The following is a 17,039-nucleotide window of genomic DNA, read 5'->3' as shown; positions in this document are numbered from 1 at the left end:
ATTCACCTGCTGCGCGGGTGCATCACTGCGGCATTCAGCGCGTTTGCAAGGCGCCGATGCCAGTCGGCGATGTGGGGCTATCGATGGGCTATCGATGGGCTGCGTTGCCAAACGCGTCTGCCTCCGACAGCCTTGCTGGCGTAAGCCCACACGCCCCGCAGCCAGGCACAGCGTTGGGTTTGTGTCTTCGCCAGTTGCAACGTTCTGCTATCGAACAAGTGCCGCGCTGCGCGATATCGCCACATCAGGCATCCCGCTCAGCCGATAGCCGAGCACTCACTTGCCGAGCAATCCGTTGGGTCCTTGCAACGAAATCCGGAAGCACGCACCGCCGCCGGGGACCGCGACATAGTCCAGTTGCGCCTGGTTGGCGCGGCAGAGTTCCTGGGCGATGTACAGCCCCAGGCCGGTGCCGTGCTCGGAGGTGGTGTAGAACGGGCGGAACAGTTGCGCCGCCACGGCCTCCGGGATGCCTGGGCCGCGGTCGATCACATCGATCACTGCCTTGCGCTCGAGGCGCTCGACGTGCAGCTTGACCCGCGCCGGTTCGTCCATCACCCGGCCGTACTTGAGTGCGTTGTGCACCAGCGCGGTGAGGATCTGATGCAGGTGCTTGGGGTCGACCAACGCATGCACGGAGCTCCCCTGGATGCTGGCCTCCAGGATGTCGGTTTCCATCGACAAGGTCTGGCGATATTCGACCACGAAGCGGCGCACGAATGCGGCCAGGTCCAGGTTGTCCGGGGTGGCGCGTTCCCGGCGCGCCAGTGCGAGCACGCTTTCGACGATGCCGTTGGTGCGCTGACATTGCTGGTGGATGATCTGCAGCAGGCGGCGGTCGGCATCGCCGATGTCCGGCGATTCTTCCAGCAACTGCGAGGCGTAGCTGATGGCGGCCAGCGGGTTGCGGATCTCGTGCGCCAGGCTGGCCGAGAAGCGCCCCATGGCCGACAGGGTCAGCGACTCGGCACGGCGCGACACCACCGTGGCATCGTCCAGAAACACCAGCACCAGATCGCTGTCGGCGAGCAGGCGCACGAAGCGCGGCTGCACTTCCGGGCGGTCGGCGCCGAGTTGCAGCGGGGCTTCTTCCTGGCGCCAGCCGCTACGCCAGCGCTGCAGCCGGCGCGCCAGCTCCGGTGCGAGCGCCACCAGCGACAGGTCGGTGGACGGGGTGCGTTGGTCGCCATCGCCCAGCAAGCTCAGCGCCGCTTCGTTGGCCAACGAGATGTGGTTGTGGGTATCCACCACCAGCACGCCGGTGCGCATGCGCCGGATGATCAGCTCGTTGATCTCGTACAGATTGGCGACCTGGGCGCCGCGTTCTTCGGCCAGCATCTGGTTGCGACGGGCGCGGGCGGCGATTTGTTCGCAGATGAAGGCCACCGCGACGTAGCTGGTGGCAAACATCGCAAGCTCGGCCACCGGACGAGTGGCGCCGCCGCCTTCGAGCAGGGTCCACAGGTATTCCAGCAGGATGGCGGCGCTGGCGAGCACCGCGATGCTCATGCCGTAGCGCAGCCGCAACAGGATCGAGGCGGCCGCCACGTTGAACAGCAGCATCATCGCAATCCCGGCGCTGGCACCGGGCAGGGCGTGCGTGGCCAGGGTGGCGGCAAGGATGTCGGCCACTACCGCGCACAGCACGGTGGGGGTGAGGCGGCGTTCGCCGCGGCCCCAGAACAGCAGCGGGATCGCCATGCACAGGTAGCCGATCGCCACGCCGGCGGCCAGGCGCGGGTAGCGCGGATCGGGAATGGCGTCGGACAAGGGGCTGAACACCAGCGCGGCGATCAGGCCGGCCACCAGCACCCGGTACAACGAGAAAAAGTACAGCTCGCGCTGCGGCGCGGACTGGATCCGGGCGATGAGCGATGCGATGGATGCCAAGCCGATTCCCCGCTGGAGCGAGCCGCGAGTATAGGCAGGTGCGCGGCCTGCGCAGCGCTTGCGCACAGAGTCGGCCTGCGCGCAAGCGCTGCGATCGGGCGGCCAATCCCGGGCAATTTTGCGCCGCACGGCGTGGTCGGCCACAATAGGCGGCCCGTTCGCGTCCCATGACGTGCCGCCCCGGCGGTCTGCGTTGCACGCAGCGGTCGTTTCCTTTTCCCACGGTGACGCATGAATTTCCACGAATACCAGTCAAAACAGCTGCTTGCCGAGTACGGCATCCCCGTTCCGGCCGGCAAGGTCGCGGCGACCCCGGACGAAGCGGTTGAAGTCGCCAATTCCCTGGGCAATGGCCCCTGGATGGTGAAGGCGCAGATCCACGCGGGCGGCCGCGGTAAGGCTGGCGGCGTCAAGTTCTGCAAGACCACCGACGACGTGAAGGCCGCAGCCGCCAAGATGCTCGGCACCAAGATGTCCACCTACCAGACCGCCGGCGTCGAGCTGCCGATCAACCTGGTGCTGGTCACCACGGCCGGTGAGATCGTCAAGGAGCTGTACCTGTCGATCCTGGTCGACCGCGGCGCCAAGACCATCACATACATCGCCTCTTCCGAAGGCGGCGTGGAGATCGAGCAGGTGGCTGCCGAGACGCCGGAGCTGATCCACGCGCTCAACGTCGATTTCGTCGAAGGCGTGCAGGGCTACCACGGCCGCGATTTCGGCTTCAAGCTCGGCCTCAACGCCAAGCAGGCCGGCCAGTTCGCCAGCATCATGGTGAACCTGTATCGCCTGTTCAACGAAAAGGACCTGGCGCTGGTTGAAATCAACCCGCTGGCGATCCTGGACGACGGCAACCTGTACGCGCTGGACGGCAAGTTCGACAGCGACGACAACGCCGCGTTCCGTCAGAAGCAGCTGGTCGCCATGCGCGACAAGACGCAGGAAGACGAGACCGAAGTGACCGCGTCGGAGCTGGACATCAACTACGTCACCATGGACGGCAACATCGGTTGCATGGTCAACGGCGCAGGCCTGGCCATGGCCACCATGGACGTGATCAAGCTCAATGGCGGTGAGCCGGCGAACTTCCTGGACGTGGGTGGCGGTGCGAACAAGCAGCGCGTCATCGAAGCGTTCAAGCTGATCCTGTCCTCGGACAAGGTCGAAGGCATCTTCGTCAACATCTTCGGCGGCATCGTCCGCTGCGACATGATCGCCGAAGGCATCATCGCCGCGGTCAAGGAAGTGGGCGTCAAGGTTCCGGTCGTGGTGCGCCTGGAAGGCACCAACGTGGAAGAAGGCAAGCAGCTGCTGCGCGATAGCGGCATGGCCATCATCCCGGCCGACAACATCAACGACGGCGCCAAGAAAGTCGTTGAAGCTGTCAAGAACGCCGCCTGATCCACGATACCGAAGGAACTATCCATGTCCGTTTTGATTAACAAGAGCACCAAGGTGATCGTGCAGGGCTTTACCGGCCAGCAGGGCACCTTCCACGCCACTCAGATGGTCGAGTACGGCACCCAGGTCGTCGGCGGCGTGACGCCCGGCAAGGGCGGCACCACCCACATCAATCTGCCGGTGTTCAACACCGTGGCCGATGCGGTCCAGGCCACCGGCGCCGATGCGTCGGTGATCTACGTGCCGCCGCCGTACGCGGCCGATGCGATCCTGGAAGCGGCTGCGGCCGGCATCAAGGTCATCGTCTGCATCACCGAGGGCATCCCGGTGCTGGACATGCTGCGCGTCAAGAATGTGCTGACCCGTTCGCATCCGGACACCGTGCTGATCGGGCCGAACTGCCCCGGCGTGATCACCCCGGGCGAGTGCAAGATCGGCATCATGCCGGGCCACATCCACAAGCCGGGCAAGATCGGCATCGTGTCGCGTTCGGGCACGCTGACCTATGAAGCGGTCAAGCAGACCACCGAAGTGGGCCTGGGCCAGAGCACCTGCATCGGCATCGGTGGCGACCCGATCAACGGCCTGAACTTCGTCGACTGCCTCAAGCTGTTCAACGAAGACCCGCAGACCGAAGGCATCATCATGGTGGGCGAAATCGGTGGCGACGCCGAGGAAGCCGGTGCCGAGTACATCAAGAACCACGTCAAGAAGCCGGTGGTCGGCTTCATCGCCGGTGCCTCCGCGCCGGCCGGCAAGCGCATGGGCCATGCCGGTGCGATCGCGTCCGGTGGCAAGGGCACGGCCGAAGGCAAGTTCGCGGCGATGGAAGCCGCTGGCGTCAAGACCGTCCGCTCGCCGGGCGATCTGGGTGCGGCGATTGCGGCGCTGGTGAAGTAAGTCTTACCAGTGTGGTGTCGCAGAAAGCCGCCTTCGGGCGGCTTTCTGCGTTTACGGGGATGCCTGATGCAGATGGCAGGGATTGCGCACTGCACGACGCACGCTGGGCCGACTGTTCGGCTCCATGCCTATGTCGATGCTAAAGCCCTGAATTGCACAAGGAGCGCATCATGCAAAGTGTGTCACAAGTGTGCTACTTTGGGTCCGCCATTCGGTCCCCCGAGGTTGCCATGTCCACGACCACCATCCGTCTGCCCGACGAACTGAAGGCGCGTGTCGCCAGGGCGGCGAAAGATGCCGGAACCACGGCGCACGGCTTTATCGTCGACGCCATCGCGGAAAAAATCGATGCATACGAGCGCCGCACGGCATTTCATGCCGAGGCGCAGCAACGCTGGGCTGCCATCCAGGAGGGCGCCAACACGCTGTCCTGGGCGGACGTACGCCAGTACATGCAGCAACTTGCCGACGGAGACGACCCCGCGCCACCGGTGGCCAGCGCCGTCGAGCGCTGACAGGTGACCAGGATCGTGCTTGCCGCGCGCGTTGCCGACGATGCACGCCGTCTGGTCGCCTATCTGCTGGAACACGATGCAGCCAATGTGCAGCGAAAACTCGCAGGTGTCTTCCAGGCCATCGATGCATTGGCGGACAATCCACTGATAGGGCGCGCGGTGCAGGGCGGATTCCGCGAACTGGTCATCGGTCGCGATGCCAGCGGCTATCTTGCGCTCTATCGTTACGCACCGTTGGACGACACCGTGTACGTGCTGGCGATCCGTTCGCAGCGCGAAGCGGGTTACCTTGAAAGCCTGTTTTGATGGAGTCAGCAGTGACAGCACACACCCTCCGCATCGCCATGGCCCAGTTCGACTTCCCGGTCGGTGGCGTGACGCAGAATACCGATCGCATCATCGAGTACATCGCAGCGGCGCGCGACGAGTTCGAAGCCGACATCGTGCTGTTTCCCGAATTGGCGATCAGCGGGTATCCACCGGAAGACCTGCTGTTACGACCGGGATTCCTTGCTCATTGCGAACAGGCGCTGGCGCGGATTGCGGCGGCCACGCGCGGCATCGTGGCAGTGGTCGGCTGGCCGCAAAGCGCCGGCAGCGTGGTCTACAACGCCGCCAGCGTGTTGCGCGACGGGCGGATCGAAGCCACCTACCGCAAGCGCGAATTGCCCAACTATGCGGTGTTCGACGAGCGTCGTTATTTCGACGTGGATCCGGATGGCGAGAACTGCGTGGTCACGGTCAAGGGCGTGCAGGTGGGCGTGGTGATCTGCGAAGACCTCTGGTTCGCCGAGCCCTTGGCCAACACGGTACGGGCGGGCGCGGAGTTGGTGCTGGTGCCCAATGCCTCGCCGTACGAGCGTGGCAAGCATGCCCAACGCGATGCATTGCTGGCCGAACGCACCCGCGAGAGCGGGGCAGCGATTGCCTATCTCAACGTCGTGGGCGGGCAGGATGCACTGGTGTTCGATGGCGCCTCGGTGGTGGCCGATGGCGATGGCACCGTGCATCCCGCCGCTGCAGCCTTCGTGGACCAGTGGCTGGTGGTGGACTACGCGGCCCGCGAGCGCAGCTTCACTCCGGTGGTGTGGGTGGATGACGGCGACGAGAGCATGGATGCGCTGGCCTGGCGTGCGGTGGTGCGCGGGCTGCAGGACTATTGCCGCAAGAACGGCTTCAGCAAGGTCTGGCTGGGCTTGTCCGGCGGCATCGACTCGGCACTGGTGTTGGCGATGGCGGTGGATGCGCTGGGCGGCGACAACGTGACCGCCGTGCGCCTGCCGTCGCGCTACACCGCCAGTCTGTCCAACGACCTGGCCGACGAGCAATGCCGCGCGCTGGGCGTGAAGCTGGAGACCATCGCGATCGAACCGGCTTTCGAAGGCCTGCTCGGCGCGCTGGGGCCGATGTTCGAAGGCACCCAGCCGGACATCACCGAAGAGAACCTGCAGTCGCGCAGCCGTGGCGTGATCCTGATGGCGCTGTCGAACAAGTTCGGCGGGCTGGTGCTGACCACCGGTAACAAGAGCGAATACGCAGTGGGTTACGCCACTATCTATGGCGACATGTGCGGTGGCTATGCGCCGCTCAAGGACCTGTACAAAACGGAGGTGTTCGGCCTGGCGAAATGGCGCAACACCGTCGGCGGCGCGCCGGTGATTCCGCCGGCGGTGATCTCGCGCCCGCCGTCGGCCGAGTTGCGCGCCAACCAGACCGACCAGGATTCGCTGCCGCCGTACGATGTGCTCGACGGCATCCTGTATCGCTACGTCGACCAGGAGCAGTCGCGCGACGACATCGTTGCGGCCGGCTACGCGGCCGATACCGTCGAGCATGTGCTGCGCCTGGTGCGGCTCAACGAGTGGAAGCGCCATCAGTCCGCGCCCGGGCCCAAGGTGTCGCGGCGTGCATTCGGTCGCGAACGGCGCTATCCGATCACCAACGGGTATCGCGGGCAGTAATCCGGACGGCTGATCCGGTCACTCGGCTGACGCAGTGGCTGCCGCTGCGCTGGCTGGTGGCTGGGCGAACCGCGTGAGCAGATCCAGGGGCGGTTTTGGCCGGGCCAGGTCGTACATCAGGCCAAAGTGGCCTTCAGGGCCCTGGATGGTGGCCTGGTCCAGTAACTCGTAGACATTCACCTCGGCCACCACGTCGGCGTAGTTGTCACGCACGTTGCGCAACAGCTGCGCCATGCTGTCGTAACAGCCCCGATCACCTGCGGTGCCGCCAGTGGTGCTGACTGTATAGATCTCCGCACAGTTCAGCTCGTTGAAGAACACCGGGGTGTTGTAGGTACGCGCGGCAGTGCGCAGCTGGCCAAGATACAGGTCCGTCCAATAGCCGGCGTCCTGGTAGAACGCGTAGTAGTGGAAGCTGATGTGGTCGAAGTTGAACCCGGCCGCCTTGGCTTTTGCCAAAAACCACAGCGAGCCGTTGCGATCGCCCGGGCAACGCGCGTTGGCGCTGCGATCGTCGCTATTGCAGGCGGTAATGTTGATGGTGAAGCGCAAATCTGCGCCCAGTTCGTCGGAAGCCTGGCGCATGCCCAGATACATCGTGGTCATTGCGGCGATGCGGGTATCGGCTTCGGCGCGGACCAGATCCTGTTCGTTGCCGATTTCCCAGACCTTGATGTCTGCGGCATAGCGGCGTGCCAGCTGGTAGCCGATCTCGCGCGACATCGGATAGACCATCGGGCGCAGGGTGATGCCGTACTTGCGCGCCAAGGGGACGAGCGCATCCAGCGTGGCGTAATCGCGCGGATCGACATCGAACCGGTAGCTGCGCAGGTTGCGCGCTGCCAGCAGTTTGAAGCGTGCCTCGGCCTGGGTCATGGCGTAGCCGGGACGGCTGTCGTGCGCGTTGACGCCGTAGACGATGGGGGCTGCGGTGGCGCTGGCGGTCAGGGCCGCCAGCGAGAGCATGAGCAGCAACGTGATGGTGGCACGAGACATGCGGCTTCCTTGGCTGGCGCTCGCAGGGAGTCGGAGCTGGTCGGGATGAGTATAGACAGCAGACCCAAGGGCATTGGGTGACCTGGGGCCGGTTCCAGGATGCGCGCACCGGCTCCGGCCATGCGTCTGCGCGTGGGAACCAATTGCTCGTGTGGGCGCATCAGCGGCGGCAATCGCCGCCCTATCGTCGTCGGTCCTGCACTTTCGTGCTGCCGTCATCGTCGCGGCAACAAAAAAGAGGCCTTTCGGCCTCTTTTCGGTCGTACGCTGCGCCTGATATCTCAGTCGCGATTCATCTGCGAATTGCTCTGCCCGGTCGCGGCGGATTTTTCGCCGGCAAACGGGTTGAGCTTGCGGATGGCCCACGGGTATTTCGGCCAGTTGCCGGTCAGCCACGGATGCTGCGGGTCGTTGAGCTCCAGCACGCGGCGTGCGTCGGCTGCCAAGGTCTTGTTGCCCAGGTGCGTGTAGGCCTCGGCCAGCACCGCGACCGCGTCGTACTGGAAGGCGCTCTGCGGATAGGTTTCGAGCAGGTAGTTGGCACGACCGGCGGCCGACACCCAGGCATCGCGGCGCAGGTAGTACAGCGCGTTGTCCAATTCGTGCTGGGCGAAGATGTCGCGCAGCTCGATCATGCGCTTGCGTGCGTCGGCGGCGTAACGGCTGTTCGGGTAGCGATCGGTGACGGTATTGAAATCGTTGTAGGCCTGCTGCGGCGAAGACAGGTCGCGGCGGCTCGGGTCCAGCGACCACACGCGGCGCAGGAACACCGTGTCTCGGTTGCTGTTGGCCAGGCCGCGCAGGTAGTACAGATACGAGATGTTGCGGTGGGTCGGGTAGGTCCGGATGAAGCGGTCGACGCTGGAGACCGCGTCGTCGTGCTTGCCGGCCTTGTACTGGGCGTAGGCGGTTTCGATCATCGCCTGCTCGGTGTACGGGCCATACGGGTACTGGGCGATCAGGCGCTTGTAGCTGGCTTCTGCGCCGGCCCAGTTGCCTTTCTCCATCAGGTTATGGCCCTTGCCGTAGAGCTGCTCGACCGGCATGCCCTCGTCGGGATTCTTGTCCTTGGCGCCGCGGTGGCAGCCGGTGACGACGAACGCCATGACCAGCATGAGGGCAATCAGGCGCGCAGGCGCGGAAAACGTGGACCGTCGGATCATGGGTCTGGGCAGGACGCATCAGGAAAACGAGAGCGCGATGATAGCCTAGTGGCCTGTCCGGCGACTGACTCCCGCCGCCCGGACCCCCAAATTCCCGCTTTTTGCCCGAGTGCCCGTGTCCATGTCCGACCCATCTGCCGAACCCCTCGACCCGTCCATCCGCCAGGCGATCGTGCCCGACAACGCCGCCGGACGCCGTTTCGATGCGGTGCTGGCCGAGCTGTTCCCGGAATTTTCGCGCTCGCGGCTGTCGGAATGGATCAAGTCCGGCGACGCGCTGCTGGACGGTGAAATGGCGCGCCCGCGCGATACCTTGCGCGGCGGCGAGAGCGTGCAGCTGCAGGTGGTGCTGGAAACCCAGACCCACGCCGCGCCGCAGGACATTCCGCTGAGCGTGCTGTACGAAGACGAGCAGGTGCTGGTGATCGACAAGCCGGCAGGCCTGGTGGTGCATCCGGGCGCCGGCAATCCGGACCAGACCCTGGTCAATGCGCTGCTGTTCCGCGACCCGGCGCTGGCCTCGGTGCCGCGCGCCGGGGTGGTGCATCGCCTGGACAAGGACACCAGTGGCGTGATGGTGGTGGCGCGCACCGTGCAGGCGCAGACCGCGCTGGTGGAGCAGCTGTCCGCGCGCGAGGTGCATCGCCAGTATCTGGCCGTGGTGGTGGGCGCGCTGGTCTCCGGCGGCACCGCCAACGCCCCGATCGACCGCCACCCGCGCGACCGCCTGAAGATGGCGGTGCGCGACGACGGCCGCGATGCGGTCACCCATTACCGCCTGCGCGAGCGTTTCCGTGCGCACACCGCGCTGGAGTGCCGGCTCGAAACCGGGCGTACCCACCAGATCCGCGTGCACATGGCGCACCTGAAGTCGCCGATCGTCGGCGACCCGCTGTACGGCGGCGCGCTCAAGCTGCCCAAGGGCGCTACCGACGAGCTGGTGCACGAACTGCGCAGCTTCAAGCGCCAGGCGCTGCACGCCGAAACCCTGGAATTCCTGCATCCGGTCAGCGGCGAGCCGGTCCGCGCCAGTGCGCCGGTGCCGGCCGATCTGCAGCGCCTGATGACCGTGCTGCGCGAAGACAGCGCACGCGCCGCCGAGCTGGCACGCCGCTGAGATGCCCATGGCTGCGCCCTTCATCCTGCCAGCCGACTGGCCGGCGCCACCGCGCATCCGCGCGCTCACCACGCTGCGTCACGGTCTGGGCGGCTCGCTGCCGCCGTTCGACACGCTCAACCTTGGCAACCGCAACAGCGCCGAAGGCGACATGCCCGAGCAGGTGGAGCGCAACCGGGCACTGCTGGCCGCGGCGCTGCAACTGCCGAGCGCGCCGCAGTGGTTGCGGCAGGTGCACGGCGTGGATGTGGTACGGCTGGATGCACCGCCCGCTGCACCCGATTCCACCGACTGCGCGGCGGATCAGCCGCCAGGTGCGCACGAACCGGTTGCCGATGCTGCGGTGACCTCGGCGCCTGGCGTAGTACTGGCAATCCTCACGGCCGATTGCCTGCCGGTCGTGTTCGCTGCCGTCGATGGCAGCGAGGTCGCTGCTGCACATGCCGGTTGGCGCGGGCTGGCCGACGGCGTACTGGAGCGCAGCGTGGCGGCGATGCGGACGCCACCGCAGCAACTGGTGGCCTGGCTGGGTCCTGCCGCGGGGCCCCAGGTGTATGAGATCGGCGAGGACGTGTTCGGCGCCTTCGTTGCGCACGATGCACAGGCGCAACAGGCGTTTGTCGCCACGCGCCCGGGGCACTGGCGGGTGGATCTGTATGCGCTGGCACGTCAGCGGCTGCAGCGGGCCGGTGTGCCGGCCGCTGCGGTGTATGGCGGCGGGTTGTGCACCATTTCCGATCCGCAGCGCTTTTTCTCGCATCGCCGCGATCGCCGCAGCGGACGCATGGCCACGCTGGCCTGGATCGCGCCCTGAGCGTGCCGCTGTTCGCACAGGTGCTGGGGCAGGACGCGTTCGCGCAACTGCCTGCGCCGGTGCGCGCGCTGCATTCGGTGCAGCAGCGGCAGACCTTCGCCGGCCGGGCCAGGATTCAACGCGGCACGCATGCGCTGGTTCCGTTGCTGGCGCTGCTGAGCCGCTTGCCGCGCACTGGCGAGGTGGCGGTGGAAGTGGATTTTCTGGCCGACGCGCGCGGCGAGCGCTGGCATCGGCGCTTTGATGGCATGCCGATGCATTCGCGGCTGTGGCGTCATGGCGCCAGCTTGCGCGAACACCTGGGCGCGGTGCGCTTTGAATTTTCGCTGCAGGCCGATGCGCAATCGTTGTATTGGCAGGCCACCGGCGTGTGGGCGTTCGGGATGATTCGGTTACCTGCCCGCTGGTTCCGGCAGGTGCGCTGCCGCGAGCATGCCGACGGCGGCCGTTATGCGTTTCTGGTGGACGTGCAGTTGCCGCTGGTAGGACCGTTCATTCGTTATGAGGGCTGGCTTGAACCGCGCTGATCAATCGCCTGTTGCCCCATCTGCGGCGCGGGCCACCATCGTCTTCGATGGCGTGTGCCTGCTCTGCAATGGCTGGGTCAAATTCCTGCTGCGCCACGATCGGCGTGGGCGCTATCGCTTTGCTGCCATGCAGGGGCAAGCCGGGCGCGCACTGTTGCAGCAGCACGGTCTGGATCCGGACGACCCTTTGTCGTTTCTACTGGTGGACACCACCGGTGCCTGGACCGATAGCGACGCGATCGTGCGCGTGCTTGCGGGATTGGGCGGGCTCTGGCGGCTGAGTGGGGTGCTGCGCCTGATCCCGCGTCGCGTGCGCGATCTCGGCTACCGGCTGATCGCACGCAATCGTTACCGCTGGTTCGGCCGCAGTGATCACTGCATGCTGCCGACGCCCGAGCAGCACGCGCGGTTTCTGGACTGAGGCAGTGCGCCCGGCATCGGGGCGCTGGCCTGAGGCGCGCTGCGTCGCATTGCGATGCAATTCAATGCGAACCTACGCCGGGACGAGGCGATGCGGCGCATCGCTCGGCTGGCCTCAGCAGCGCAGCTGTTGATGGATGGCATTTCCGCAGAAACCCGGTCGCGCCCGGGTGCGCTGCTACGAAACACCAGGCATGCCGGGCTTATGCCGCGTTGTGGAAGCTGGCGCGTGCGACGTGGGAAGCGCCGGGACGGGTGTCGGATTGCAGGCGGAAGATCGAGACTGCATCAGCCAGTTCCACGGCCTGTTCTTCCAGGCTGCGCGCAGCGGCGGTGGCTTCTTCCACCAGCGCAGCGTTGCGTTGGGTCACCTCGTCCAACTGCGCGACCGTGCGGTTGACCTGCTCGATGCCGCTGGACTGCTCGGCGCTGGCCGAGGTGATCTCGCTCATGATGTCGGTGACGTGTTTGACCGAGCCGACGATCTCGCGCATGGTCGCGCCGGCGCGGTGCACCAGGCCCGAGCCCAGTTCTACCTTGTCGGTGGAGTCGGCGATGAGCGTCTTGATTTCCTTGGCCGCATCGGCCGAGCGCCGTGCCAATGCACGCACTTCCGAGGCAACCACCGCAAAACCGCGGCCCTGTTCGCCGGCACGCGCGGCTTCCACTGCGGCGTTGAGCGCCAGGATGTTGGTCTGGAACGCGATGCCGTCGATCACGCCGATGATCTCGCCGATCTTGCGCGAGGCGGTGCTGATCTGGCCCATGGTGGCGACCACCTCGTCCATCACCTGGCCGCCGCTCTGCGCCACGTCGCCGGTGCCGACGACCAGGCGATTGGCCTGCAGCGCGCTCTCGGCGTTTTGCTTCACGGTGGAGGTGAGTTCTTCCATCGAGCTTGCGGTTTCTTCCAGGTTGGCCGCCTGTTGCTCGGTGCGCTCGGAAAGATCCATGTTGCCGGCGGCAATTTCCACTGCGGCCTGGCGGATGGTGTCCGATGCGGCCTGGATGCCGCCGATGATTTCGGTGAGGCGGGTGACGGTCTGGTTGGTGTCGTCGCGCAAGCGCGCGAAGATACCGTGCGCATCGCCGTCCACACGCTGGGTGAGATCGCCTTCGGCCAGCGCGCCGATCACGCGCGCCAATGCGGCCAGATGGGTTTCCACCGAGTCGTAGATGCGGTTGATGCCTTGCGCCAGGGTCAGCAGCACACCGTCCATGCCATCGATCTGCATGCGACGGCTGAAATCGCCGGCCGAGGCGGCGTCGATGATCTGGATCAGTGCCTGCTCGGCGTTGACCTGCGCGGTGACGTCCATCCACTGCGCGATGGTGCCGAGCTTGGTGCCGTCGGCGGCGATGATCGGGCTGTACACGAAGTCGATCTGGCGGCCGAAGAACGGCGCACGCACGGCCTTGGAGGCATTCAACGCGCGCATGCGGTCGATCGCGGCCTGGCTGTCGGGATAGATGTCGCCGATGCTGCCGCCGACGAAGCCTTCGGCATGGAAGCTGGGACGGAAGCTCTGCACATCCGGCTCGATCAGCTTGAGCATGGCGAGTAGTTTGCGGTTGGCAAACAGCACCTGGCCATCGTCGTCGGCGATGCGGATCATGGTGTCCAGATCGTCCAGCGCCTTGATCACGAACTGGCCATGGCGCAGGCCTTGCTCCATCACATCGATGCGGATGGCGAGCTTGTCCTGGGCATCCTGCAGCGCGTGCAGCAACGCTGCGAGGTCGCCGGAGGCGTTGCGCAGGTCCAGACGCTGAGTGCGTCCTTCGCCGATCGCCACCACTGCACGCATTGCCTGCTGCAACTGCGTGTCGTGCCGCCGGCGCGACCACCACCAGAGCCCGGCGCTCGCCGCGCCCAACACCAGCAGGGCGGGCAGCACGCGCCCGAGCCCGCTCAGGAAGCTGCCGGATACCAGCGTGGCGGCATAGCAGGCCAGCAACGCCAGCAGCGCGACATGTGCAGCGGCGGGCAGCCATGCAGTCCAGGTGGCGCGCGCAACGTGCCGACCGGCGGGCGGTTGGGCAACGGGGGCGGCATCGTGTGCAAGCGACATAGGCTGAGTCCAGCTGGATGATCTGAGAAGGGGGAGCGGCATCGGCAGTCCATGGCCCGCAATGGGGGTATCGGCGGCTGAGTCCGAATCATGATGATGTGAAGGTGCCGTTCGTCGGAATGTGACAACCAAGTCCCGAAATGGCGTGATGTCCTTGATATGAAAGCGATTTCAGTTCGGCAGGGTATGCGTGCCCGTGGCGATCGACGCGCGAGTACGTCGACTCAATTGTAAATTCTGCGTGAAAAATGTCCGCGCGGAGCGAATGCCCGGCATGTCGGCGGACTGCTATTGGGGGCCGGCAAATCCCATCGAAGTTGGGGCTGATTCGGTTGCCAACGGCCTGCGCGCTGGATTCGCACTTGCGCAGCATCTGACTGCCGCATGGGAGCGCCATCCTGGGAGGTTGGCCTGGGTTCGGACGTCTGAAACTCAGGTCCGACAGCAAGCGCGTTGGCCGCGCGTCATACGCTGGGCCGACATCGCCGGCTTCGCCCCCACGTGCCTTCGCCGTAGCGGCAAGCGCGCACAAAAAAACCGGCCGTCTCGCGACGACCGGTTTGATTGGTGCATCCGTCGGCCCTGGACCGACGGCAGGTGGCCTATGCGCCGGAGCGCAGCCAGGCGGGTGATGCGTAGCGGCCAAAGCAGTGCAGACTGCATGCGCTCATGCGCTCATGCGCATCGGCGCATCGGCGCACCGCCTGGCCGCATGGTGCTTGGAGCGCTGCCGTTACTTGGCAGGCGCGGCCTGCGCATCGTCCGGCAGGGCCCAGGCAATGACGCTGTCGCCCGACTTGGTTTCCATGCGGTCGTGTCCACCGACGGCGGCCACGATGTATTGCTTGCCGTTGATGGTGTAGCTCATCGGCGCTGCCTGCGGGCCGGCGGGGACGCGGGTCTCCCAGACCTGCTTGCCGGTGCGGGTGTCGAAGCCGCGCATGAAGTCGTCCAGGGTCGCGCCGATGAAGGTCACCCCGCCAGCGGTGGCCAGCGAGCCGCTGTTGTTGGGCGTGCCGATCTCGAACTTGGTCTTGGACGGGATGCCCATCGGCCCCTGGTCGTAACCGGTGCCCAGCGGACGGCGCCAGATCACCTGCTGCGTGCGCAGGTCCACGCCGGCGATGTAGCCCCACGGCGGGGCCACGCACGGGGTGTTGAGCGGCGACATCCACGGCTCCTTGCGGGCGCCGTAGGCCAGGCCCTTCTGCGCCATGTAGCCGGGCGTCTTGCTCTTGCCGTCGAACACCGACACCACGCCCAGCTCATTCATTTTTTCGCGGGTATACACCTGCAGGGTGTACGGCAGGCGATTGCTGTTCATCACCATGATGCCGCGCTGCAGGTCCACCGAAACACCGCCCCAGTTGATGCCGCCGTGGTTGCCGGTGAAGGCCAGCGACCCCTGCAGGGTGGGCGGGGTGAACATGCCTTCGTAGCGCAGTTGCTTGAACTGGATACGGCAGACCAACTGGTCGAACGGGGTCATGCCCCAGGCATCGGATTCGATGATTTTTTCGAACTCGCGGCTCGGCGCGCCCACGGTGTTGGGCATGCCCGGCGAGATCGGTTGCGTGGCAGCGGTCCAGTCGCCGTGGTCGGTTCCCTGCGGTACCGGGATCTGCTTGACCGGCATGATCGGCTCGCCGGTGGCGCGGTCCAGCACGAACACCTGGCCGGACTTGGTGGCCTGGATCACCGCAGCACGCGTACCGCCGCCAGCGACCGGCCAATCGACCAGGTTCGGCTGCGGGCCGATGTCGTAATCCCACAGGTCGTGGTTGACGGTACGGAAATGCCAGCGTTCCTTGCCAGTAGCGGCATCCACCGCCACCAGCGAGGCGGTGTATTCCTCGTCCTGCGGGGTGCGGCCCTTGCCGAAGAAATCGCCGGACGCATTGCCGGTGGGCAGATAGACCAGGCCCAGCTCGTCGTCGGCGGCCATCAGCGACCACACGTTCGGGGTTGAGCGCGTGTAGGTCTGGCCGGCCGGCGGCTCGGCGGTGATCGCCGGGTTACCCAGGTCCCAGGCCCAGCGCAGCTGGCCGGTGAGCGCATCGAAGCCGCGCACCACGCCGGACGGCGCATCGCCTTCCTGGCCATCGCGGACCTGGCCGGTCGGCTGGATCACCACGCCGCGCATCACCACCGGCGGCGAGGTCGGGCCGACGAAACCCGGCTTGGTGTTGCCGGTGCCCGCATTCAGATCGACATAGCCGTTGTTGCCGAAGCTGGTGCACAGCTTGCCGGTCTGCGCGTCCAGCGCGCCAAGGCGGCCATCGACCATCGGCCAGAAGATCCGGGTCGGGCACTCGGCGGTGCCTTCGGGTGCCTGGTAATACGACACGCCACGGCAGGTGGTGGCAGCCACGCCCGCCATCGCCTTCGGGTTGGTCTGCGGATCGAAGCGCCAGCGCTCCTTGCCGTTGGCTGCTTCCACCGCGATCACCTTCTGGGTGGGGGTGCAGATGTAGAGCAGGTCGCCGACCTTGAGCGGGGTGTTCTGGAAGGCGTAGCCCAGCTTGGAGTCCTTGGGCTTCAGGTCGCCGGTGTGGAACTCCCACGCAACCTTGAGATTCTTCACGTTGTCCGGAGTGATCTGCGCGCCGGGGGTGTAGTGGTTGGACAGATTGGAGCCCGCATAGGAGGTCCAGTTGCTGGCGTCGTGATTGGCCGCGACGTTGCCGTCGGGGCTGGGCACGGTGCCGCGGCTGAAGGCCGTGGCGCTGTCGGCCGGCAATTTGGAGGCATCGGCCAGCTCGACATTGCGCGGCATCAGCAGCGGCCACAGGATCAGCGCCGCACCCAGGATTGGCAGCACGCCGGTCACCAGCGCATAGCCCAGGCCGGACACCGGCTGCATGCGACGACGCGCCACACCCCAGAACGGCAGCAACACCAGCCCCAGCACCGACATCATGGCCAGGCGCGGCACCAAGCCCCAGCCATCCAGGCCCACTTCCCAAAGCGCCCAGGCGATGGTGCCGGCCAGCGTGGCGCCAAACAGCCACAGCCCGGCGCGCTTGCCCAGCGCGAGCAGGACGCCCGCCAGGAACAGGGCAATACCCGCGATCAGGTAATACCAGGAGCCGCCGACGGCCACCAGGCGGCCGCCTTGATAGGCGAGCACCGCGCCAAGCACGGCGATCACCACGGCATAGGCCACCAGCAACCAGGTGCCTAGCCCACGTTTTGAGGATTGATCAGTCATTTTGAGATGTCAGGAAGGACTCAGGCACCAGCGAGCGGTGGCGAGTCGTGGA

General features: G+C 66.0%; 14 protein-coding genes. 9 read left to right on the top strand and 5 right to left on the bottom strand.

From position 1 onward, the window contains the following. Positions 1-276: 276 nt before the first annotated feature. Positions 277-1,890: a sensor histidine kinase gene (locus ACCQ15_RS16030; protein WP_277573647.1), complete on the bottom strand. Its 1,614-nt coding sequence runs from the start codon at positions 1,888-1,890 to the stop codon at positions 277-279. A gap of 231 nt (positions 1,891-2,121) precedes the next feature. Between ACCQ15_RS16030 and sucC the strand changes: the two genes are divergently transcribed. From sucC to ACCQ15_RS16005, 5 genes are all read left to right on the top strand, one after another. Next, the gene (sucC, locus tag ACCQ15_RS16025; RefSeq protein ID WP_372380791.1) at positions 2,122-3,291 is read left to right on the top strand and encodes an ADP-forming succinate--CoA ligase subunit beta; all 1,170 of its coding nucleotides are present in this window, start codon (positions 2,122-2,124) and stop codon (positions 3,289-3,291) included. Positions 3,292-3,315: 24 nt separating this feature from the next. Beyond that, positions 3,316-4,191, top strand: coding sequence for a succinate--CoA ligase subunit alpha (gene sucD, locus ACCQ15_RS16020; RefSeq protein ID WP_372380790.1), 876 nt, complete (start codon positions 3,316-3,318; stop codon positions 4,189-4,191). Positions 4,192-4,361: 170 nt separating this feature from the next. Further along, positions 4,362-4,706, top strand: a complete 345-nt coding sequence (locus tag ACCQ15_RS16015) for a YlcI/YnfO family protein (protein WP_008577787.1) — start codon at positions 4,362-4,364, stop codon at positions 4,704-4,706. Between the two features lie 3 nt (positions 4,707-4,709). Continuing rightward, the gene (locus tag ACCQ15_RS16010) at positions 4,710-5,012 is read left to right on the top strand and encodes a type II toxin-antitoxin system RelE/ParE family toxin (RefSeq protein ID WP_008577789.1); all 303 of its coding nucleotides are present in this window, start codon (positions 4,710-4,712) and stop codon (positions 5,010-5,012) included. Then, positions 5,012-6,667, top strand: coding sequence for an NAD+ synthase (locus ACCQ15_RS16005; RefSeq protein WP_372380789.1), 1,656 nt, complete (start codon positions 5,012-5,014; stop codon positions 6,665-6,667). Before ACCQ15_RS16010 ends, ACCQ15_RS16005 begins: the two co-directional genes overlap by 1 nt. Positions 6,668-6,685: 18 nt before the next feature. Here ACCQ15_RS16005 and ACCQ15_RS16000 read toward each other — a convergent pair whose 3' ends face one another. After that, complete coding sequence (locus ACCQ15_RS16000) at positions 6,686-7,663, bottom strand: glycoside hydrolase family protein (protein WP_372380788.1); 978 nt, start codon at positions 7,661-7,663, stop codon at positions 6,686-6,688. 281 nt (positions 7,664-7,944) lie between these two features. Continuing rightward, the gene (locus ACCQ15_RS15995; protein WP_005915798.1) at positions 7,945-8,826 is read right to left on the bottom strand and encodes an outer membrane protein assembly factor BamD; all 882 of its coding nucleotides are present in this window, start codon (positions 8,824-8,826) and stop codon (positions 7,945-7,947) included. Positions 8,827-8,947: 121 nt separating this feature from the next. Here ACCQ15_RS15995 and rluD point away from each other — a divergent pair, with 121 nt between their 5' ends. Genes rluD through ACCQ15_RS15975 form a run of 4 tightly spaced genes read left to right on the top strand, consistent with a single transcriptional unit; the run spans position 8,948 to position 11,705 of the window. Beyond that, positions 8,948-9,943, top strand: a complete 996-nt coding sequence (gene rluD, locus ACCQ15_RS15990; protein ID WP_122272422.1) for a 23S rRNA pseudouridine(1911/1915/1917) synthase RluD — start codon at positions 8,948-8,950, stop codon at positions 9,941-9,943. A 1-nt stretch (position 9,944) separates the two neighbouring features. Beyond that, positions 9,945-10,757, top strand: coding sequence for a peptidoglycan editing factor PgeF (gene pgeF / locus ACCQ15_RS15985; RefSeq protein ID WP_372380787.1), 813 nt, complete (start codon positions 9,945-9,947; stop codon positions 10,755-10,757). 2 nt (positions 10,758-10,759) lie between these two features. Beyond that, positions 10,760-11,284 (top strand): DUF4166 domain-containing protein, encoded by a 525-nt coding sequence (locus tag ACCQ15_RS15980; RefSeq protein WP_029820054.1) that lies wholly within the window; start codon positions 10,760-10,762, stop codon positions 11,282-11,284. After that, the gene (locus ACCQ15_RS15975) at positions 11,271-11,705 is read left to right on the top strand and encodes a thiol-disulfide oxidoreductase DCC family protein (RefSeq protein WP_184419744.1); all 435 of its coding nucleotides are present in this window, start codon (positions 11,271-11,273) and stop codon (positions 11,703-11,705) included. Before ACCQ15_RS15980 ends, ACCQ15_RS15975 begins: the two co-directional genes overlap by 14 nt. Before the next feature lie 202 nt (positions 11,706-11,907). On the opposite strand, the gene ACCQ15_RS15970 is transcribed toward ACCQ15_RS15975, so the two are convergent. After that, positions 11,908-13,776 (bottom strand): methyl-accepting chemotaxis protein, encoded by a 1,869-nt coding sequence (locus ACCQ15_RS15970; RefSeq protein ID WP_372168061.1) that lies wholly within the window; start codon positions 13,774-13,776, stop codon positions 11,908-11,910. A 733-nt stretch (positions 13,777-14,509) separates the two neighbouring features. Beyond that, on the bottom strand, positions 14,510-16,948 hold the full coding sequence (locus ACCQ15_RS15965) for a glucose/quinate/shikimate family membrane-bound PQQ-dependent dehydrogenase (RefSeq protein WP_280304307.1): 2,439 nt from the start codon (positions 16,946-16,948) through the stop codon (positions 14,510-14,512). Positions 16,949-17,039 lie beyond the last annotated feature (91 nt).

The organism is Xanthomonas sp. NCPPB 1754, assembly GCF_041475725.2.
Classification (GTDB): Bacteria; Pseudomonadota; Gammaproteobacteria; order Xanthomonadales; family Xanthomonadaceae; genus Xanthomonas; species Xanthomonas euvesicatoria.
Note: the sequence above shows the minus strand (reverse complement) of the source record. Positions and strands in the feature narration are given on the sequence as shown.

What these genes read in the sequence shown, in the direction of transcription:
- sucC (WP_372380791.1), top strand. Translation starts at nt 2,122, where the DNA reads ATGAATTTCCACGAATACCAGTCAAAACAGCTGCTTGCCGAGTACGGC.
- sucD (WP_372380790.1), top strand. Translation starts at nt 3,316, where the DNA reads ATGTCCGTTTTGATTAACAAGAGCACCAAGGTGATCGTGCAGGGCTTT.
- ACCQ15_RS16015 (WP_008577787.1), top strand. Translation starts at nt 4,362, where the DNA reads ATGCAAAGTGTGTCACAAGTGTGCTACTTTGGGTCCGCCATTCGGTCC.
- ACCQ15_RS16005 (WP_372380789.1), top strand. Translation starts at nt 5,012, where the DNA reads ATGGAGTCAGCAGTGACAGCACACACCCTCCGCATCGCCATGGCCCAG.
- ACCQ15_RS16000 (WP_372380788.1), bottom strand. Translation starts at nt 7,663, where the DNA reads ATGTCTCGTGCCACCATCACGTTGCTGCTCATGCTCTCGCTGGCGGCC.
- ACCQ15_RS15995 (WP_005915798.1), bottom strand. Translation starts at nt 8,826, where the DNA reads ATGATCCGACGGTCCACGTTTTCCGCGCCTGCGCGCCTGATTGCCCTC.
- rluD (WP_122272422.1), top strand. Translation starts at nt 8,948, where the DNA reads ATGTCCGACCCATCTGCCGAACCCCTCGACCCGTCCATCCGCCAGGCG.
- pgeF (WP_372380787.1), top strand. Translation starts at nt 9,945, where the DNA reads ATGCCCATGGCTGCGCCCTTCATCCTGCCAGCCGACTGGCCGGCGCCA.
- ACCQ15_RS15970 (WP_372168061.1), bottom strand. Translation starts at nt 13,776, where the DNA reads ATGTCGCTTGCACACGATGCCGCCCCCGTTGCCCAACCGCCCGCCGGT.